This window comes from Gryllotalpicola koreensis (assembly GCF_039538185.1).
GTDB classification, from domain to species: Bacteria; Actinomycetota; Actinomycetes; order Actinomycetales; family Microbacteriaceae; genus Gryllotalpicola; species Gryllotalpicola koreensis.
Map to the genome: position 1 here is coordinate 483,660 of NZ_BAABBW010000004.1, position 16,207 is coordinate 499,866.

At 70.0% G+C, this 16,207-nt stretch carries 13 protein-coding genes; 2 read left to right on the plus strand and 11 right to left on the minus strand.

The window, feature by feature from the left end:
- Positions 1–2: 2 nt before the first annotated feature.
- Positions 3–662 (plus strand): FHA domain-containing protein, encoded by a 660-nt coding sequence (locus ABD708_RS14080; RefSeq protein WP_344755501.1) that lies wholly within the window; start codon positions 3–5, stop codon positions 660–662.
- Between the two features lie 172 nt (positions 663–834).
- Here the strand turns inward: ABD708_RS14080 and ABD708_RS14085 are convergent, their stop codons facing one another.
- The 9 genes from ABD708_RS14085 to ABD708_RS14125 form a co-directional block, all read right to left on the minus strand.
- A complete protein-coding gene (locus tag ABD708_RS14085) occupies positions 835–2,202 on the minus strand; it encodes an HNH endonuclease signature motif containing protein (RefSeq protein WP_344755503.1) in 1,368 nt (455 codons plus the stop codon).
- Between the two features lie 169 nt (positions 2,203–2,371).
- Complete coding sequence (locus ABD708_RS14090; RefSeq protein WP_344755506.1) at positions 2,372–2,668, minus strand: WXG100 family type VII secretion target; 297 nt, start codon at positions 2,666–2,668, stop codon at positions 2,372–2,374.
- A 177-nt stretch (positions 2,669–2,845) separates the two neighbouring features.
- Positions 2,846–3,619 carry a hypothetical protein gene (locus tag ABD708_RS14095; RefSeq protein ID WP_344755508.1) on the minus strand — a complete coding sequence of 258 codons (774 nt, stop codon included), beginning with the start codon at positions 3,617–3,619 and terminating at the stop codon, positions 2,846–2,848.
- Positions 3,612–4,232: a hypothetical protein gene (locus ABD708_RS14100; RefSeq protein WP_344755510.1), complete on the minus strand. Its 621-nt coding sequence runs from the start codon at positions 4,230–4,232 to the stop codon at positions 3,612–3,614. Before ABD708_RS14100 ends, ABD708_RS14095 begins: the two co-directional genes overlap by 8 nt.
- A gap of 4 nt (positions 4,233–4,236) precedes the next feature.
- Positions 4,237–4,845, minus strand: coding sequence for a hypothetical protein (locus tag ABD708_RS14105; protein WP_344755512.1), 609 nt, complete (start codon positions 4,843–4,845; stop codon positions 4,237–4,239).
- 13 nt (positions 4,846–4,858) lie between these two features.
- The gene (locus ABD708_RS14110; RefSeq protein ID WP_344755514.1) at positions 4,859–6,292 is read right to left on the minus strand and encodes a putative T7SS-secreted protein; all 1,434 of its coding nucleotides are present in this window, start codon (positions 6,290–6,292) and stop codon (positions 4,859–4,861) included.
- Positions 6,293–6,301: 9 nt separating this feature from the next.
- Positions 6,302–6,622, minus strand: coding sequence for a hypothetical protein (locus tag ABD708_RS14115; RefSeq protein ID WP_344755516.1), 321 nt, complete (start codon positions 6,620–6,622; stop codon positions 6,302–6,304).
- Positions 6,623–6,709: 87 nt separating this feature from the next.
- A complete protein-coding gene (locus ABD708_RS14120; RefSeq protein WP_344755518.1) occupies positions 6,710–11,218 on the minus strand; it encodes a type VII secretion EssC family protein in 4,509 nt (1,502 codons plus the stop codon).
- An 84-nt stretch (positions 11,219–11,302) separates the two neighbouring features.
- Complete coding sequence (locus ABD708_RS14125) at positions 11,303–11,977, minus strand: hypothetical protein (protein ID WP_344755520.1); 675 nt, start codon at positions 11,975–11,977, stop codon at positions 11,303–11,305.
- A gap of 178 nt (positions 11,978–12,155) precedes the next feature.
- On the opposite strand from ABD708_RS14125, the gene ABD708_RS14130 reads away from it, so the two are divergent.
- Positions 12,156–14,084 (plus strand): chorismate-binding protein, encoded by a 1,929-nt coding sequence (locus ABD708_RS14130; protein WP_344755522.1) that lies wholly within the window; start codon positions 12,156–12,158, stop codon positions 14,082–14,084.
- On the opposite strand, the gene ABD708_RS14135 is transcribed toward ABD708_RS14130, so the two are convergent.
- A complete protein-coding gene (locus tag ABD708_RS14135) occupies positions 14,071–14,574 on the minus strand; it encodes an amino-acid N-acetyltransferase (RefSeq protein WP_344755524.1) in 504 nt (167 codons plus the stop codon). The two genes, ABD708_RS14130 and ABD708_RS14135, sit on opposite strands and share 14 nt — an antisense overlap.
- A gap of 149 nt (positions 14,575–14,723) precedes the next feature.
- The gene (locus tag ABD708_RS14140; protein WP_344755526.1) at positions 14,724–16,181 is read right to left on the minus strand and encodes an MFS transporter; all 1,458 of its coding nucleotides are present in this window, start codon (positions 16,179–16,181) and stop codon (positions 14,724–14,726) included.
- Between the last annotated feature and the right edge of the window lie 26 nt (positions 16,182–16,207).

Below are 16,207 nucleotides of genomic sequence, written 5' to 3' on the forward strand. Positions count from 1 at the left end.
CCGTGTCGGGTAAGGACGGATACATCAAGCCGCCCCCTGGGCTTCTGCCGCCGCCGCGGGAGCCGGAGGGGGTTCCTCAGCGCGAGCAGGTGCCCGCGGTGCCCGGCGGCATGCCGTTCTTCACGCCGAACCCGGGACCCAACCCGACGACGGGGCCGACGATCCCGAACTTCCGGCCGCCGGCGAACGCGCCGGTGCCCGCGCCCACGGCGCCGCCTGCGCCGCCTGCGCCGCCCGCCCAGGTTCCGGCAGCGCCGCCCGCGCCTCCGGCAGAGCCGGCGCCGGTGACGGCGCAGACGGTTCAGGTGACGCGCCCAGACTCGGTTCCGGCGCCGTCGTGGACGCTGGTGCTCGCAGACGGCTCGAGGGTCGCGCTCGGGGGCGCCACCTTCATCGGCCGCAATCCGACCGCCACGGGCGCCGCGCCCGACGCGGCGGTGCTGCCGCTGGCCGACCCGGCCAAGTCGCTGTCGAAGACGCACGCCCTGCTGGTGCCCGAGCTCGACTACCTGATGGTGACCGATCTGCACTCGACGAACGGACTCGCGGTGATCGCGCCGAATGGAGCGGTGACCGTGCTCGAGCCGGGGCGCACCTCGCCCGTCAAAACCGGCTCGCAACTCCAACTCGGCTCGTTCACGGTCACGGTGAAGCGCGACTGAGCCAAGCCCGGACGTGCTTGCTCTGGGCTGACGCCGCGCCGGTATGCGCCGGGGCGCAATCGCTGAGCAGCGCCCTCGGGCTCATGTACCCCGGGCTCATGTACCCCGGGCTCTTGTACCCCGTCATGTGCCGAGAAACGCCTTGGCTCACGCCGCAGGTGGTGCCCCCGGCTCAGCTGCCAGGTGGTGCTCCGGGTGGTGCTTGTGCTCTGAGTCTCGAGGCGGCCCCGTTCCCTACGGGTTTCCATCCGGTGTCGGTGCTGCCGTGGGTGTACCGGACTTCCGGGGTGCCGTGGGTCATTCTGAGGTGCCAGGGCCCCGTGTCGATCTCGTGGTGATGGAACCAGCACACGAGGACGCCGTTGCACACGTCCGTGGGTCCGCCGTCCTGATACGGGGTGACATGGTGGACCTCGCACCACTGTGCAGGCACATCGCATCCCGGGATGATGCAGGTGCCCCCGTCGCGGAGCGCGATCGCGCGGCGCTGCCTTTTCGTGAACCCCCGCACCTGAAGGCCGAGGTTGAGGACGTCGCCGTCTTTGCCGAAGACAACGGTCTGGATCCCGCCCGCACACGCCGCCTGCACCGCCTCCGAGACGGGGACGGGTTCGGGGGTGCCGGCGTAGAACGCGAACCCCGAACCGGACTGAAGCTCGGCGGCAGTGGTGCTGATCCACACGGTGGGGTGATCCCCGCCCATGTCCGGCATCTGCGCCGAGCGGGCGGCGGTGGCGAACACGTCCCGCAGATGATCCGCAGCCTTCTGCCCCCGGGTACGCGCATCCGCCGGCGGCTCATCAGGATCAGGCTGGAAGCTCACCGTCTTCTTCCCCTTCGGGTTCGACAACCCGTCCAGCACACCCCGCACCACGGCCGCGTGCCCGGCAGGCAGCAGCCCGGACACCCGGGCGGCGCCGTCGATGGTGGGCCCGATCCAGAAGAACCGGCCGTCCATCGCCTTCGCCGCCTGATCCACCACCGCCGCGACGTTCAACGCCGCGGCCTTCTCCGCCGCCTTGGCCTTCACCTCATCCGCACCCGCAGAGGTCGCGAGCTCGACGAGCTCCGTCTGCAGGGTTTCGAGCTCGCGCGTCTCGGGGGTTCCCGATGCCGCACCAAGGTTCTCGAGCTTCCCGCCCGCGGCTTTCTTCAGCTCCCCTGCGATCACCCCGGCCGCCTCCCGGCCGATCCGCCCGTCCATGACGGCCTCCTCCACCTGGGGGAGCTTCGCAAGATCTTCCACGTCCCGGATCAGCCTCGCGGCTTCTTTCCCGGAGGTCTTGGTGAGGTCCTGGATCACCCCGGCCGCGGTCTTGAACCCCAACCGGCGAGCCAAGGAATCCGGCGCCCCGCCCGCGGAGCGCTCACTCACCGCCCGCGCCGCCGCGAGCTTCAACGCCTCCACCTGCCCGGAAGCCGCCTCCACCCGGGAGACGAAATCGAGAAGCTGCCCATCCGTCAGCGCCGACGGATCCACCGGCAGCACCGCACCCAGACGCGACAGCGCCTCACAAGCTGCGGAACCGACCTTCGACATACCCCCGAGTCTATCCCGACAATCTCACATTGCAAGCATGAGTTTCGTAGACTTGTTCACAACCCCGCCGGCACCCCGAGTTTCCCACAGCCCACTGACACAGGCATCCGTCTCGAAAAGAAAAAGCGGGCCCGGTCGAAACCGGACCCGCTTTCGCATGCGCTGGCGATCAGCCGCCGATGCCCTGGGCGAGCTGCTGGTCGACGTTCTGCAGAGCGTCGGCGGCCTTGGTGAGGAACTGCGACATTCCGTCGAGGCCGGAGACCGCCTGCGTGGTGCCCTTGGTGAACTCCTCGTAGGAGCTGTGGAAGGCGCCCGACGCGGTGTCGGTCACGAAGCCGCCGCTGACCAGGTTGTTGACCAGCGCCTGCAGCTCGTGCAGCTTCGCGGTGATGTCGTCCTTGCCGGCGGTGAGGCGCTGGGCCGCGCTGGTCATGTCGCCGTAGGTGACGTTCAAGTTAGCCATGAGTGTTACTCCCCTTGTTGGATTGCAGCATGCACTGCGTCGGCAAGCCCGCGCCCACCGAACTCTGCTGTTCTGTGTGCGACGGCCCCCTGGCCGACCGGCTTGTTGATACCTAAGCTACTGACCCCGTCGCACGAGGGGAACGGGGAGGACTCCCCATGCCCGGCCCGCTGCGCCCTAGTCGGTGTCGACCTCGGGCTTCTCGACCTTGCCCTCGGCGTCGAGCTTGTGAAAAGTGGGCAGCTCGCCGTCCGCTCCGGAGATCCGCATCCGCGACCACCCGATGGCGATTCGCCACACCGCGAGCACGAGGAACGCTGCGGCGACGATCACGATGGCGACGATGCCGATCGGATTGTGAACGGGCCACCGGAAGAGGAAGACGAGCAGGAATTCGACATACGCCAGGCAGACCAGCCCGAAATACACCTGGAAGCCGGGTATCCACGCGCGCGCGTTGAGCTTGGTCGCCCACAGGCTGTACGGGGTGTGTCGTCGAGGAAGCAGCGAGATCGCCACCCCGGTGGCCGCTGCGCCCGGCCCGCCGAGGGTGTCGTACCTGAGATTCGTCCCCGTGAGCTTCTCTCGTCGATAGGAGCGCCGCAGGGATCGAGAGAACGCGAGTCCGGCGAGAAGGAGCGGGCCGAGAGCCATGCCCACGAGGCACAGTGCGAAACCCCACGCGAACGGCAGGACAAGACCGAGCACGACGAGCGCCGCGAGGGTCTCTTTCAGGTCGCCTGACAGCTGGGTGGTCAGCCCCGGCCGCTGGCTGAGCTGACCGGGCGGGACCACGACCCAGCACAGCGCCAGCGCCACCGTGATGCAGAAGATGACGAGCCAGAGGAGCGTGACCAGGCCATAGCCGAGGGGTCGCAGCGCGACCGCCGCTCGCGCGACAGGGGCGGCCTGCGTCGACTCATCCGCGCTCGCCGTGTCGAGGCTAGTCATCTGCGACCCCGTCGTCGTCCGTTTGGATGAGGGTCACCCATTCCAGCGACCCCATGACCGAGTCGAACAGCTCGGTGAACAACCGCTCATCGGGCGCCATCGGCAACGAGACGTTGGTGGCGAGCACCTTGTCACCGCCCGGCGTCGGCGCCCAGTAGTCGATGTCGAGCGATGGCGTCTCCTGCTCGACGTAGCGCTGCACCCCGGCGGTTGCCCGGCGCGCAACCGGCCCTGACACGGTCTCGATCAGTGTGGCGCCGGGGAACGCGGCGGCCAGTCTCTCCGAGATGGCCTCGACCCCCGCGCCGCCGATCGGCCACGCGTCCAGCCGCGACATCATGGCGCCACCGAAGGGGATGCCGGGAAGCAGCTCTGTAGCGACGGAGAAGGCGATCGCCCCGGCATCCTCCGCATCCTGTGCGGCCTTCGCCAGCTCTTCACGAAGTTGGCGGCGCCGACCGGCGAGGCGATCGTTCATGCCGAACTGCTTCTTCACCAGTGCCTGGATGCGCCGGGCACGCTCGTCTTTGTCGGCGATCGGGATCCACGCCCACGTCCCGGGCAGCACGACGCTGAAGACGCGGTCGTCAAAGAGGGTGCGTCGAACCTGCACGGCGTCACCTCTCGAGTTCGAAGGTCACCGTCGACATGTAGTTCGTCGTGGTCTCGACGAGGTCAGCGAAGTCGGCGAGGTCTTGGCTCGAGAACACCACCTCGAAGTCCTCGGAGGAACCGGGCGGGAAAACCCGATACACCGTGCGGGCCTCGCTGTGCGGGACCTCGCCGTCGGGGGCGTAGGTGATGAGGAAGTACGCGCAGGCCATCGGGCCTGCGCCGACTTCCGCCGTCCAGGTGCGCGCGACGTCGTACGACTGCTCAATCGTCCCGTTGGACTCCTCCGCGGCGAGCTGGGCCGCGTACGCCTCCGGGCCACCGTCGAAGCGGGGGCGGATGGCCATCGTCATCGTGCACTTGACGTGATCTGGCGCATCACCCGGGATCCAGATCAGCGACTGAGTCCCCTCTTCATCGAGCTCGGCGACCCGGTCGCGGATGACGCCGAGCTGGTACTCGAGCGGCGCGCGCTGCGCCTCGGTCAGCGGCAGAGCGCCGACGACGTCCGACACCCACTCGGCTGACGTCGCGTCGACGCCCTGCCACCCCTCATCGAGCCCCATATCGAAATCTGCGATCGGCCGCGACTTCGATTTCCCGAACAACGCCATGCTCCCCCTTGGATCAGCCCGACCACTTCCAGTCGTCGTGCACGAGCTTTGGAATCGACTGCACGAGGTCACGAGTCGGACCGAACGTGCTACCCGTGACCTTACCCAACGGGTCACTGACCAGCGAGGCCACAGCCCCGGGCTTGCCGGAGAGATCGAAGCCGAAGGTCTGGTCGGCCTGGTAGAGCGTCAGAGCGACCGCCGGCTTGACGAACTCCGGCGAACGCAGCAGCTCGGGGTTCTTCGCCACCAGTCGCGCGATCTGCACATAGTCGTCGCTGACGCCCAGCATCGTCTTGGGGTTCGGGATGACGCCCTTGATCCACGCCTGCTTGAACGCATCCCCGACGGACCGCGGCCTGAGCTTCTGAATGTCCGACATCCCGAGCTTCGGGTGGAACTTGGCCAACGAGTCCTTGAACATGCTGCGCGTCCACGACTTGCTGAACATCTTCACGCGGGACGTCGACGATGGGCGGAGCTTGCCGACGATGGTCTCGCCCTCGCGGATGTTGAGGATGCTCTTCATCTTCCGCATCTCGGACACCTTCGCCGCACTGGCCTCGAGTTTGCCGATGCGCGAGACGTTCTTGACGACGGCGACCGACTTGAGGCCCTTCGCAATGCGCGCGAACGCAGCTCCGCCGACGAAGGTGAGTGCGACCCCACCTGCTGCCAGCAGGATGTCGCCCCAGCTTCCGTTTCCGGTGACCTTGGCCACGATCGCGTCGACCAGGTCCAGTACCGCGCCGATCGCCGCGAGGATGAGCAGCACCTGCCCGAGAATCGGCACCCACCCCAGGAAGATCGAGAGGATCGCAGCCCACTTGCACACCGCCTTGAAGGCCTTGTACAGGTCGGCACCCCAGTTGTCCCACCAGCTGTCCTTGAGCCCGTGATTCGCGGGCCCGTTCACCACGTCGTCGATGGCGGAGGCAGCGATGTGCGCCGCGTTGTTCTTGTCGTCAAGCGCCGCATGCCACTTCGCCTTGGCGCCGTCCAGTGCCCGCTGCGCGTCATCCGCCTGATCTTGCGCCTTCTTCGCGTCGTGCTGAGCGTCCGACTTATCGTCATCCGCTGCCGAATCGGCGGTCTGCTGCGCGGTCGACGCCGTCCGGGCGGCGGCGTCTGCGTCATCTTGCTTCTGCGCGATCTCGAGGATCGCCGCACGCGCGTCCTGCTGCGCTTGGTCCAGGGCGTTCGCGTACACCGTGAGCGCGCCTGCCGTCCGGTTGTATCGGTCGTAGGCCTTGGTGATGTCGTCGGCGACCTCGCCCGACTTGTCCTTCAGGGCGTCGATCGCCTCGCTTCGCATGGACTCATCGCGGATGCTCCGCAGGGTCTGCACCGCCTTCGCGATGTCGCGGGCGACCTGCTCGTAGTGCGCGGCCTTCTGTCTGAGGAAGTCGGGGCGGCCGGTGAGAGGCTTGAATTCCTGATCTGCCATGGCAGTTCCTCAGCTCTTGGCCTGCGGCGCCGGCGCAGGGCCTGCGCTCTTCTCTAAGGCGTCTGCAAGCCCCTGGTCGACTTGGGTGAACCCGTCGGAGACGGCTTTGACCTGGTCCCGCAGCGCCTCGACGTTCTTGTTCATGCTCTCGCGCTTGTCATTCCAGGAATGCGCGAAGTCGTGGACCTTGCCGCTCAATTCGTCGTGCCCGGTCGCGTCCGCCACGTCATCGCTGAGCTTGTCCGCGCGTTCGAATTCGCGGGCGACGGCATCAAGCTCGTGGTACAGCTCCCTCACCCGCTGCAAGTTGAGGTACAGATCGCTCCCCATGGCTCCTCCTCGTGTCGCCCCCGTGGGATCCACTGTCAATGTATTTGGCCGGGCCGCATCGGGCCACGGGGAGAACTCCCCATCAGGTCACCCGGGCAGCGGCAGCTGCACGCGCGCGTGCTGGCCACGCGAGATGTAGACGCCCCGCCCCGGCGGGAACTCGTTACGGGCCATGCGCGGCAGCGAGGTCTTGAGCAGGATGTCGCCCTCGACCGCCTCGGGCTGCAGCAGGATGCCGCGGCGCCCGTTCTTCACCTCGCCGAACAGCGGCCACGACGAGCCCCACGCGCTCGTCTCGCCCTCGGCCAGCAGGAAGTGGTCGCTGCGCCGCACGGCTTTGATGAGCTCGACGAGCGGGCCGTCGGCCGCCGTCTGCAGGAAGTCGCCGATCGTCTCGATGAACACCGCGATGCGGCCCTCGGTCTCCGGGTCGGTCACGGCGGCGACGAGGTCGCGCGCGATGGCGGCGACGTCGTCGGGGTTCGTGCCGGCGTCCGACCACAGCTCGAGGCGGGCGAGCGGGGAGCGCGCATTGCCGAAGTAGTAGGCGCGGGTGTCGTCGCCCACGCGCAGCATCGCGTTCGCGATCGTCTGCAGCGCGGTCGTGCGGCCGCTCGCCGGCGGCCCCGCGAGCAGCACGGTGCCGGTCGGGTCGAACGGGTACGGCCCGAGATCGATGTCGCTGATGCCGAGCACGGGCTGACCCGCGACGGATGCCGGCAGCGAGCTCTGCAGGTACTCCTTGGGCAGCGAGCCGATCTCGGGCGCCGCGGCGACCCCTGCGCGCCCCATCGCCTCGGCGAGCTTCACGAGCGCCTCGCCCTGCTCGGAGACCGAGGTCGTGCCGCCGAGGATCGCGATCTGCGTCTCGAGGCCGTCGACGATGGCGCGCCCGGGGGGCGAGGCCGGGCCGAGGATGTCGCTCGGCACGCCGAGCGTGCCGTAGCCGTCGTCGGCGAGGCGCAGCACGACGCGACGCTGGATCGACGCGGCGATCGAGGTCGGAACGGCACCCGCGCGGTCGGCGGTGAGCGCGACATGGACGCCGAGGCGGCGGCCGTCCGCCAGGACATCGCGGAACACGTCGTACCACTGGGCGCGCCCCGCGGCGACCTCGAAGTCGTCCTTGAAGTTGGTGAAGTTGTCGATCAGCAGCAGGATGCGCGGCTCGGCGGGGCGCCTCGCCAGCTGCCGGTACTCGGCGATGCTCGAGGCGTTCACCTCCGCCCACGCCGCCGCGCGCCGCTCGAGCTCGCCCTGCAGCGTCCGGAACAGGCGGATGATGCGCTCGGTGTCCTCCCCGGCGATGATCGCGCCGACGTGCGGCAGCCGGTCGAGGATGCGCAGGGACCCAGCGCCGTAGTCGAGGCCGTAGACGTGCACGGGGCCGCCGCGCGGTGTGATCGCCGCGGCGCTCGCGAGGGTGCGCAGTACGGTCGTCTTCCCCGAGCCGCTCGTGCCGAAGATGGCGAGGTGCCCGTCGGCATCCGGCCGGTAGTACTGCGTCACCTGCTCCTGCTGCTCCGGCACGTCTGCGACGCCGAGCAGCAGCTCGGCGTCGGTGCGCTGCCGCAGCTTCGACAGGTCGTAGACGGGCGCGAGCTCGTCGAGCCACGGCCGCCTCGGCGCGGGGATGCCCGCGACGCCGTGCGCCGCGATCATGTTCGCGACCAGGCGCTGCTGGTCGTTCGGGCCGAGATCGCGCTGATGGCTGTCGGCGGATGCCGGCGCCGAGCTGTCCTCCCACCGGTTCTCGCCGCCGAAGCGCAGCTCGGCGACCTGGATGTCGGCGCGCTCCGGGTCGCGCGTCGTCCAGCCGCCCGCGTAGGCGGACTGGAACGCGGCGAGGCGCCCCGGCCCCGTCTTCGCGTAGCCGCGACCGGGCAGCGAGGGGTCGATGTGCGCGGAATCCTTCACTCCGATGACGTCCTGCGAATCGGACTCGTCGGCCATGCGCAGGGCGACGCGCAGGTTCGTGTTGGCGCGCAGGTTGTCCTTGATGACGCCGGCGGGCCGCTGGGTGGCCATGATGAGGTGGATGCCGAGCGAGCGACCGCGCTGGGCGATGTCGACGACGCCGTCGACGAACTCGGGCACCTCTCCGGCGAGCGCGGCGAACTCGTCGATGACCAGGACCAGCGCGGGCGGGCTGTCGGGATCGCCGCGCTTCTCGAGCTCGAGCAGGTCCTTGGCCTTCTTGCGGTTGAACAGGTGCTCGCGGTGGTGCAGCTCTGCCCGAAGCGACGTCAGCGCGCGGCGCACGAGGTGCGGCGAGAGGTCGGTGACAAGTCCGACGCAGTGCGGCAGCTGCACGCAGTCGGCGAAGGCGGACCCGCCCTTGTAGTCGACGAACAGGAAGGTGACGCGGTCGGGCGAGTACTCGGCGGCCATGCCGAGCACCCACGCCTGCAGGAACTCGGACTTCCCGGCGCCGGTCGTGCCGCCGACGAGCGCGTGCGGGCCCTGCGTGCGCAGGTCGAGGTGCATCGGGTCGTGACCGCCCGAGCCGACGATGGCGCGCAGCTTGCCCGCACGCCGCGGCGTCAGCGGACCGCCCGAGCGGTCGTGGATCGAGTCGTTCTGCCGCCACCGGTCGACGACCGCCGCCGACGACTCGGCGAGGTCGTGGCCGAGCAGGGTCACGAGCGAGATGCTGCGGGGCAGGTCGCTCGCGTCGGCGACGGGCGCGCCCGCGTCGACGACGGGCGCCATCAGGTGCGCGTACGCCTGGGCGCGCTGCGCGTCGATAGGTTCCGTGACGACGTCAGTGATGTGCTCGCCGAGGCGCACGAAGCCGACCTCGGCCTTTCCGTCGCCGTCGATCGCGAGATAGCTGCGGCACACGGCGGGCAGCGAGGGCACGTCCGGCGAGACCCAGATCGGGAACACTCCGGCGTCGGCGGCCGCCTCGGCGAGCTGGATGAGGCGCCCCCGGTCGACCGGCGCATCGTCGGAGACGACCACGACGACCGCGGGGATCGGCGACGGGGTACCCGCCGCAGCCTCGCTCTCGGCCACGTTCTTGCCGCGCTCATTGGCCGCCTGGCCCTGCGCCACCGCGCCGCGGCGCTCGGCGTTGCGCGCCGCCGCGAGTCGTTCGGCGACGAGGCCCTCAAGGCCCGCGAGTAGCGTGCTCGCGCTCGACTCGCTGTCGGCGAGCTGGCCCACCTCGAGCGGGCTGTGCGGGCTCGATGAGTGCGGCATCCACTTCAGCCACTCGACCTCGCGCGACCAGCGCGAGCTGACGATCGCCGCGACCGTGAGCTCGGCGGGCGAGTGCAGCCCCGTGAGCTGCACGAGCAGCGAGTTGAGCGCGCCGGCGGTCTGCACGGGGTCGCCGGCCACGCCGATCGCGCCCGCGTCGTAGAGGTTCTCGGTGATCGGCACATTCGGGACCGTGCGGTTCGCCTCGATCACGGCATCCAGTCGCTCCTGGAACTCGACGAGCAGATTGGGGCGGGATGCCACATCGATCGTGTTCCGCGAGGTGACCGAGCCGACCCCGAGCCGCACGTTGAGGAACGACCAGTGCTCCGGGCGCCTCGTCCACAGGAGCGGCTTGCGGGTGATCGCCGCGTCGTAGACCTCCTCGGTCGACGGCGCCTCGAGCGCCCGCTGCACGGCTTCCTTCTCGCGCTCGCGCCCCAGCGTCGCGGTGAGGCTCTCGAGCCCCTCGTCGAAGCGGGCGATCGAGCGCGTGAGCTTGTTCTTGCGCTGGCTCTTGCCCATGAACCAGTTGCCGACCACCATCAGCGGCGACATCGCCGCGAACATGATCGACGTCAGCTGGTGCGTGAGCATGTACATCACGCCGGCCATCAGAATCGGGGTGGCGAGCGCGATGAGCGGCATCGGCTGCGGCTCGGTCTCCTGCGGGACCTCCGGCACCTCGAACTCGGCGCCGACGTAGCGGCTCTCGACCTTGGGCGAGCGGTTGAAGAGCACCGGGCCCGGCTTCGCCGTGGGGACGGCGACGGATGCCTGGGCCGGCGCGGCCTGTGCGATCGGCGTCAGCTCGACCTCTGTGTCCCCGATGAGCACCCGCACGGCCTGCCGCACGGGCAGGCGGTCGACGATACCGCCGTCGACGACGAGGCCGTTGGCCGAGCCGAGGTCGATCAGCTCAAGGCCGCCCGTCGCCTGGACGCGCGCGTGCCGCCCTGAGACGAACGGGTCGTCGAGCACGATGTCGCAACTCCGATCGCGGCCGACAATCGTCGTCGACCCCGCGGCGATCTGATACTCCTTCCCGGCCGCGGGGCCGGTGAGGATGCGCAGGCGCGCGACCGTGCGCACCGCGGCGGGCTGGCCGGCGCCGTAACTCGTCGAGTCGGCGAGCAGCACCGTTGCGCCGTCGCCGACCTGGGCCTCGCCGATGGGGATGTCCGGTGAGAGCACGTCGGGCTGCTGCTGCCCCGGCATCGCGACCGCGAGCGTGAGCACGCGGCCCGCGCCGCCGACCGCCCATTCCTGCCCCCGCGGGTCAAGCCGGCGAATGGCGGCCGCGACGTCGGCGACCGTCGCCACGGCATCCGTCGTCACCACGATGTCGTCGGACTGCCCCGATTGCCGTGCCAGCGTCAGTTTGAGGCGCACCTATGCCCCTTCCCCCAAGAAACCCGTGCTGACGACATTATCTGCGTGCGGCCGCGCGCACCGATGGGGAGCGCTCCCCGCTCCCTAATAGAGCAGGAACTGCTTGCTCGTCTTCGACGCGATGCCGGCGACGGAGACCGAGAGGTGGTACGCGGCCCCGCCGGCCGGCACCGCGGGGCGGGCGCCGCCGCAGGTCGTCTTCGACGAGCGGGTGCGATCCCACGGGATCGGGGTCGTGGTCAGCGTCTTGCCCGGTTCGAGCTTGATGTCGGTGTGCACGGGGTTCGACTGGCAGTCGGTCGACGTCCAGTAGGGCTCCTTGCCGCTCGTGATCGTGAAGACCATGGTCGCGGTGCCCGCATCGAGTGTGCACATCACCTGACCGGTGTTCGTCAAGGACAGCGAGAGCAGCGGCCGCGCGCCGGAGCGGTAACTGGAGGCATCCGTGATCGCCTCCACATCGACGTTCGAGCTCGCGCATGGCTTGCCCGCGACGGGCTTCGGCGTCGACGTGGGGGTCGAGGCCGGCTTCGCGCTGGACGACGGGCCGGGCAGCGAGGTGCCCGAGCCGCCCGACTGCGCGGTGCTGGCCGGCGTCGTGGGGGTGCCGCCGGCGGTCGCGGCGCCGCCGCCCCCCGGCCGGAAGATGAGGAACAGGACGGCCGCGATGATCGCGAGCAGAACGAGCAGCACCACCAGGCGACGCCGCCGGTAGACGGCGGCAGATCTGCGGCCGACGGGGTGGTGTGGCGTCGACATGTGCGCAGGATATCCGGGGTCTGGTACTGTCCCTCACATGCACACGCGTCTCGCCCAGAACTGGTGGCCCGCCTCTTAGGCGAGCCGACGCGTACCCATCACGACGACCGCCTCTCGGGGCGGTCGTTTCGCGTGTGCGGGCGGTCTCTCCGCCGGGCGGCAGACCACGAGGACTGCCATGAAAGACCTGCTCACCACGATCGCCGCCTCCGACGGCTCGCTTCCCTTCGCGCTGCTGCGGCGCCACGGCGCGCCCGAGATCGAGGTGCTCACCGGCGAGGTCGTCGACGTCGACGCGCTCGCCGACATCCCCCTCGACGGACGGCCCGTGCTGTCGGCCGCACCCTTCCGCCAGGTGCGCGAGCGCGGCTTCGCGGCGCATGACGACGGCGCGCCGCTGCGCTGCCTCGTCGTCGGCGAGAGCACGCGCGCGCCCCTCGACACGGTGCTGGCGATGCTGCCGGATGCCCCGGCGCACGTCACCCCGCAGGGCTTCGACGTCTCCGACGAGGAATACGCCGAGATCGTGCGCCGCGTCATCGCCGACGAGATCGGGCGGGGCGAGGGCGCGAACTTCGTGATCAAGCGGAGTTTCGTGGGGCATACGGATGCCCCGGCCGTTCCCGCCCTGCTCTCGTGGTTCCGCGCGCTGCTCACCGACGAGTCGGGCGCCTACTGGACCTTCGCGGTGCACCTGCCCGCTCCCGGGGCTGCCGACGGACTGTCGGTGCCGCGGACAACTGCGGCCGCCGCATCACCCGCAGTTGTCCGCACCGCGCTGTCCATGGTCGGCGCGACCCCCGAGCGGCACCTCTCTGTCCGCGACGGCGTGGCGATGATGAATCCGATCAGCGGCACCTATCGGCACCCGGCCGGCGGGCCGACGCGCGCCGGGGTGCTCGACTTCCTCGCCGACGTGAAGGAGAGCGAGGAGCTCTTCATGGTCGTCGACGAGGAGATGAAGATGATGAGCGCGGTCTGCCCGACGGGTGGCCGGATCCTCGGCCCGTACCTCACGCAGATGTCGCGCCTCAGCCACACGGAGTACCTGCTCGAAGGCCGCACTGCGCTCGATGTGCGCGAGGCGCTGCGCCGCACGATGTTCGCCCCCACCGTGACGGGGTCGCCGATGCAGAACGCCTGCACCGTGATCGCCCGGCACGAGCCGGAGCCGCGGGGGTACTACGCGGGTGTGCTGGCGCTGTTCGAGCCCTCAGGCGCCGGCTACTCCCTCGACGCCCCGATCCTGATCCGCACGGCGTATCTCGAAGACGGCGGCCGCCTCACCGTGCCCGCCGGCGCGACCCTCGTGCGGCACTCGACCCCCGAAGGCGAGGTCGCCGAGACGCGCACGAAGGCCTCGGGCGTGCTCGCCGCGCTGGGGGTGCTGCCGCGACAGGCATCCGTCGCCGCCCTCGATCTCACGGCGCAGCCGGGCGTCGCCGATGCCCTCGCAGCCCGCAACGAGCGGCTCGCGTCGTTCTGGGTCAGGCCGCAGACGACGGATGCCGGAACCGCGCTGTCCACCGGGATGACCGCCCTCGTGATCGACAACGAGGACCAGTTCACGACGATGCTCGCCCACCAGCTGCGGCACCTCGGGCTGTCGGTGCGCGTCGAGCCGTGGGCCGCCGTTGAGTCGGTTCTCGACGACGATCTCGTCGTCTTCGGGCCGGGGCCGGGCGACCCGCGGGACCTCTCCGAACGGAGGATCGCCCGCCTGCGCGCCCTGCTGCTCGAACGGCTGCGGGCCGGGCTGCCGCTGCTCGCCGTCTGCCTCAGCCATCAGGTGCTGGCCGGCCTCGCGGGCTACGAGCTCGCTCCGCTGCCCATGCCGCGACAGGGAGTGCGCCTCGAGGTCGACGTCTTCGGCGAGCGCGCCGCGATCGGCTTCTACAACACCTTCAGTGCGCGCGCCCGCAGCGCGCGCAGGACGGAGGTCGAGCTCGAGGCATCCGTCGACTCCGAGGGATTCGTGACCGCCCTGCGCGGCCCGGGCATCGCCTCGATCCAGGGCCACCTCGAGTCGGTGCTCTCCGGCGACGGCTACGCGACCCTCGCACGCCTCGTGAAGCACGCGCTGCAGCCCGCGGTCACAGCTGTTTGATCATCCTCGTGTTGCCGAGGGTGTTCTGCTTCACGCGGGCGAGGTCGAGGAACTCGGCGACGCCGTCATCGGTCGAGCGCAGCAGCTCGGCGTAGACCGCCGGGTCAACGGTCTCCGAGCCCATGTCGGTGTACCCGTGGCGGCCGAAGAAGCCGGTCTCGAAGGTCAGGCAGAACAGGCGCGAGAGGCCGAGCTCACGGGCATCCGTCTCGAGCCGCTCGAGCAGCGCGTGCCCGACACCCCGGTGGCGCCAATCGGATGCCGCGGCCAGCGTGCGCACCTCGCCGAGGTCCTCCCACATGACGTGCAGGGCGCCGACGCCGATGAGGCGGCCGTCCTCGTCCTCCGCGACGCGGAACTCCTGCACGCCCTCGTACAGGGTGACGAGCTCTTTGCCGAGCAGGATGCGCTCTTCGACGAGCGGTTCGATGAGGTCGCGGATGCCGTGCACGTCGGTCGTGCGGGCGCGCCGCACCGTAATTCCTGTCACTCACGTAGTCTTCCGCCCGGCGGCCCCTGCGCAAAACTCAGGGGAAACGCGCTGGCGCGGTGGCTCCGCGCCCGGAAATCGGCGGCTGCATGGGCCCGAGCGGTAAAAGTCCCTGAGTTTTGCGCAGCCCACGCCGGCCACCGGCTCGCTCAGTGCGCCTCTTCGGTCTCGCGCGAGCCGGTCAGGTAGAGCGCGCCCCACCCGGTGATGATGCCGACGACGATGGCGATCACCACGAACGTCACGCTCTCGCCGTGGAAGAAGGACGCCACGAGCGAGTGGGTCCAGATGCCGGCGGGAAGCACCTTCGTGACCAGTGCGGCGATGAGGGTTCCGACGACGGCGGTGCCGACGCTCGTGCCGAGCTCCTGGCCGGTGTCGCTGAGCGCGGTGCCGATCGAGGTGCGGTTCTCGGGCATCGCGGCGACGAGGGCGACGCCGCAGACGGTCATGATGCTGCGCAGGCCGAGGGTCATGGTGACCATGAAGACCGCGATCACGAGGTAGCCGTGGGAGACGCCCCACGCCATGCCGCCGAGCGACCCCGCGAGTAGGGCGGCGGAGATCAGGGTGGCGGTGCGGTGCCCGAGGCGCTTCACGAGCCACTCGGTGAGCGGCGCGGCGGCGACCATGGTGACGATCATCGGCAGGTTGGCGAGACCGGCGCGCACGGGGCTCCAGCCATACGCGTACTGGAAGTGCAGGATCAGCGCGAACATGACGGATGCCATCGCGATCGCCGCCCCGATCTCGGCGATGAACGCCCCGCGGATCGTGCCGTTCACGAACAGCCTCAGGTCGAGCATCGGCGCCGGAGTGCGCAACTCGTGCCAGACGAACGCGGCGAGGGCCGCGAGCGCGCCCGCCGCGGAGGCGATCGTGGCGGCCGAGAGCCAGCCGTACTGCACGCCGCTGGTGCCGACGAAGCAGGCGAGACCGATCGTGATGATGCTGAGCACGGCGCCGGGCAGGTCGAGCCGGTCTGAGGTCAGGTCCTCACGGCGGTCGGCGGCGACGCCGATGCGCACGCCGATCAGGGCGATGAGCGCGATCGGGGCGTTCACGACCAACAGCCACTGCCAGCTGAGATGCGCGAGTGCCGTGCCGCCGAGCAGAGGCCCCAGGATGAAGCCGCCCATGCCGACGACGATCATGAGCGTCATCGCACGCATCCGCTCGGCCTCGCCCTCGAACAGGCGGAACACGAGCGAGTTGGTGATCGGCGCCATCGCCGCGGCGGCGATGCCGAGAGCGGCGCGCAGTGCGATCAGCTCACCGGTGGAGTGCACCCAGATGACGAGCAGGCTGACCAGGCCGAACACCGCGAGGCCGACGAGCAGCACACGGCGGCGCCCGAAGCGGTCGGCGATGGAGCCGGCGGTCAGCAGCAGGCCGCCGAAGGTGAGCGAGTAGGCGCCGGTCACCCACTGCAGGGCGGTGGTCGTGCCGCCGAGGTCTCGCCCGATGGTCGGCAGCGCGATGCTCAGCAGCGTGTTGTCGACCATCTCGACGAAGAACGCGAGGCACAGGGCTGCGAGCGGAATCCAGGCTGCGCGCAGCGAGCCGTAGCTCCGGGCCCGGGTGGGAGCGATGGTCGAAGTGGTCATGACACCCAGTGGACCAGCCGCGACTT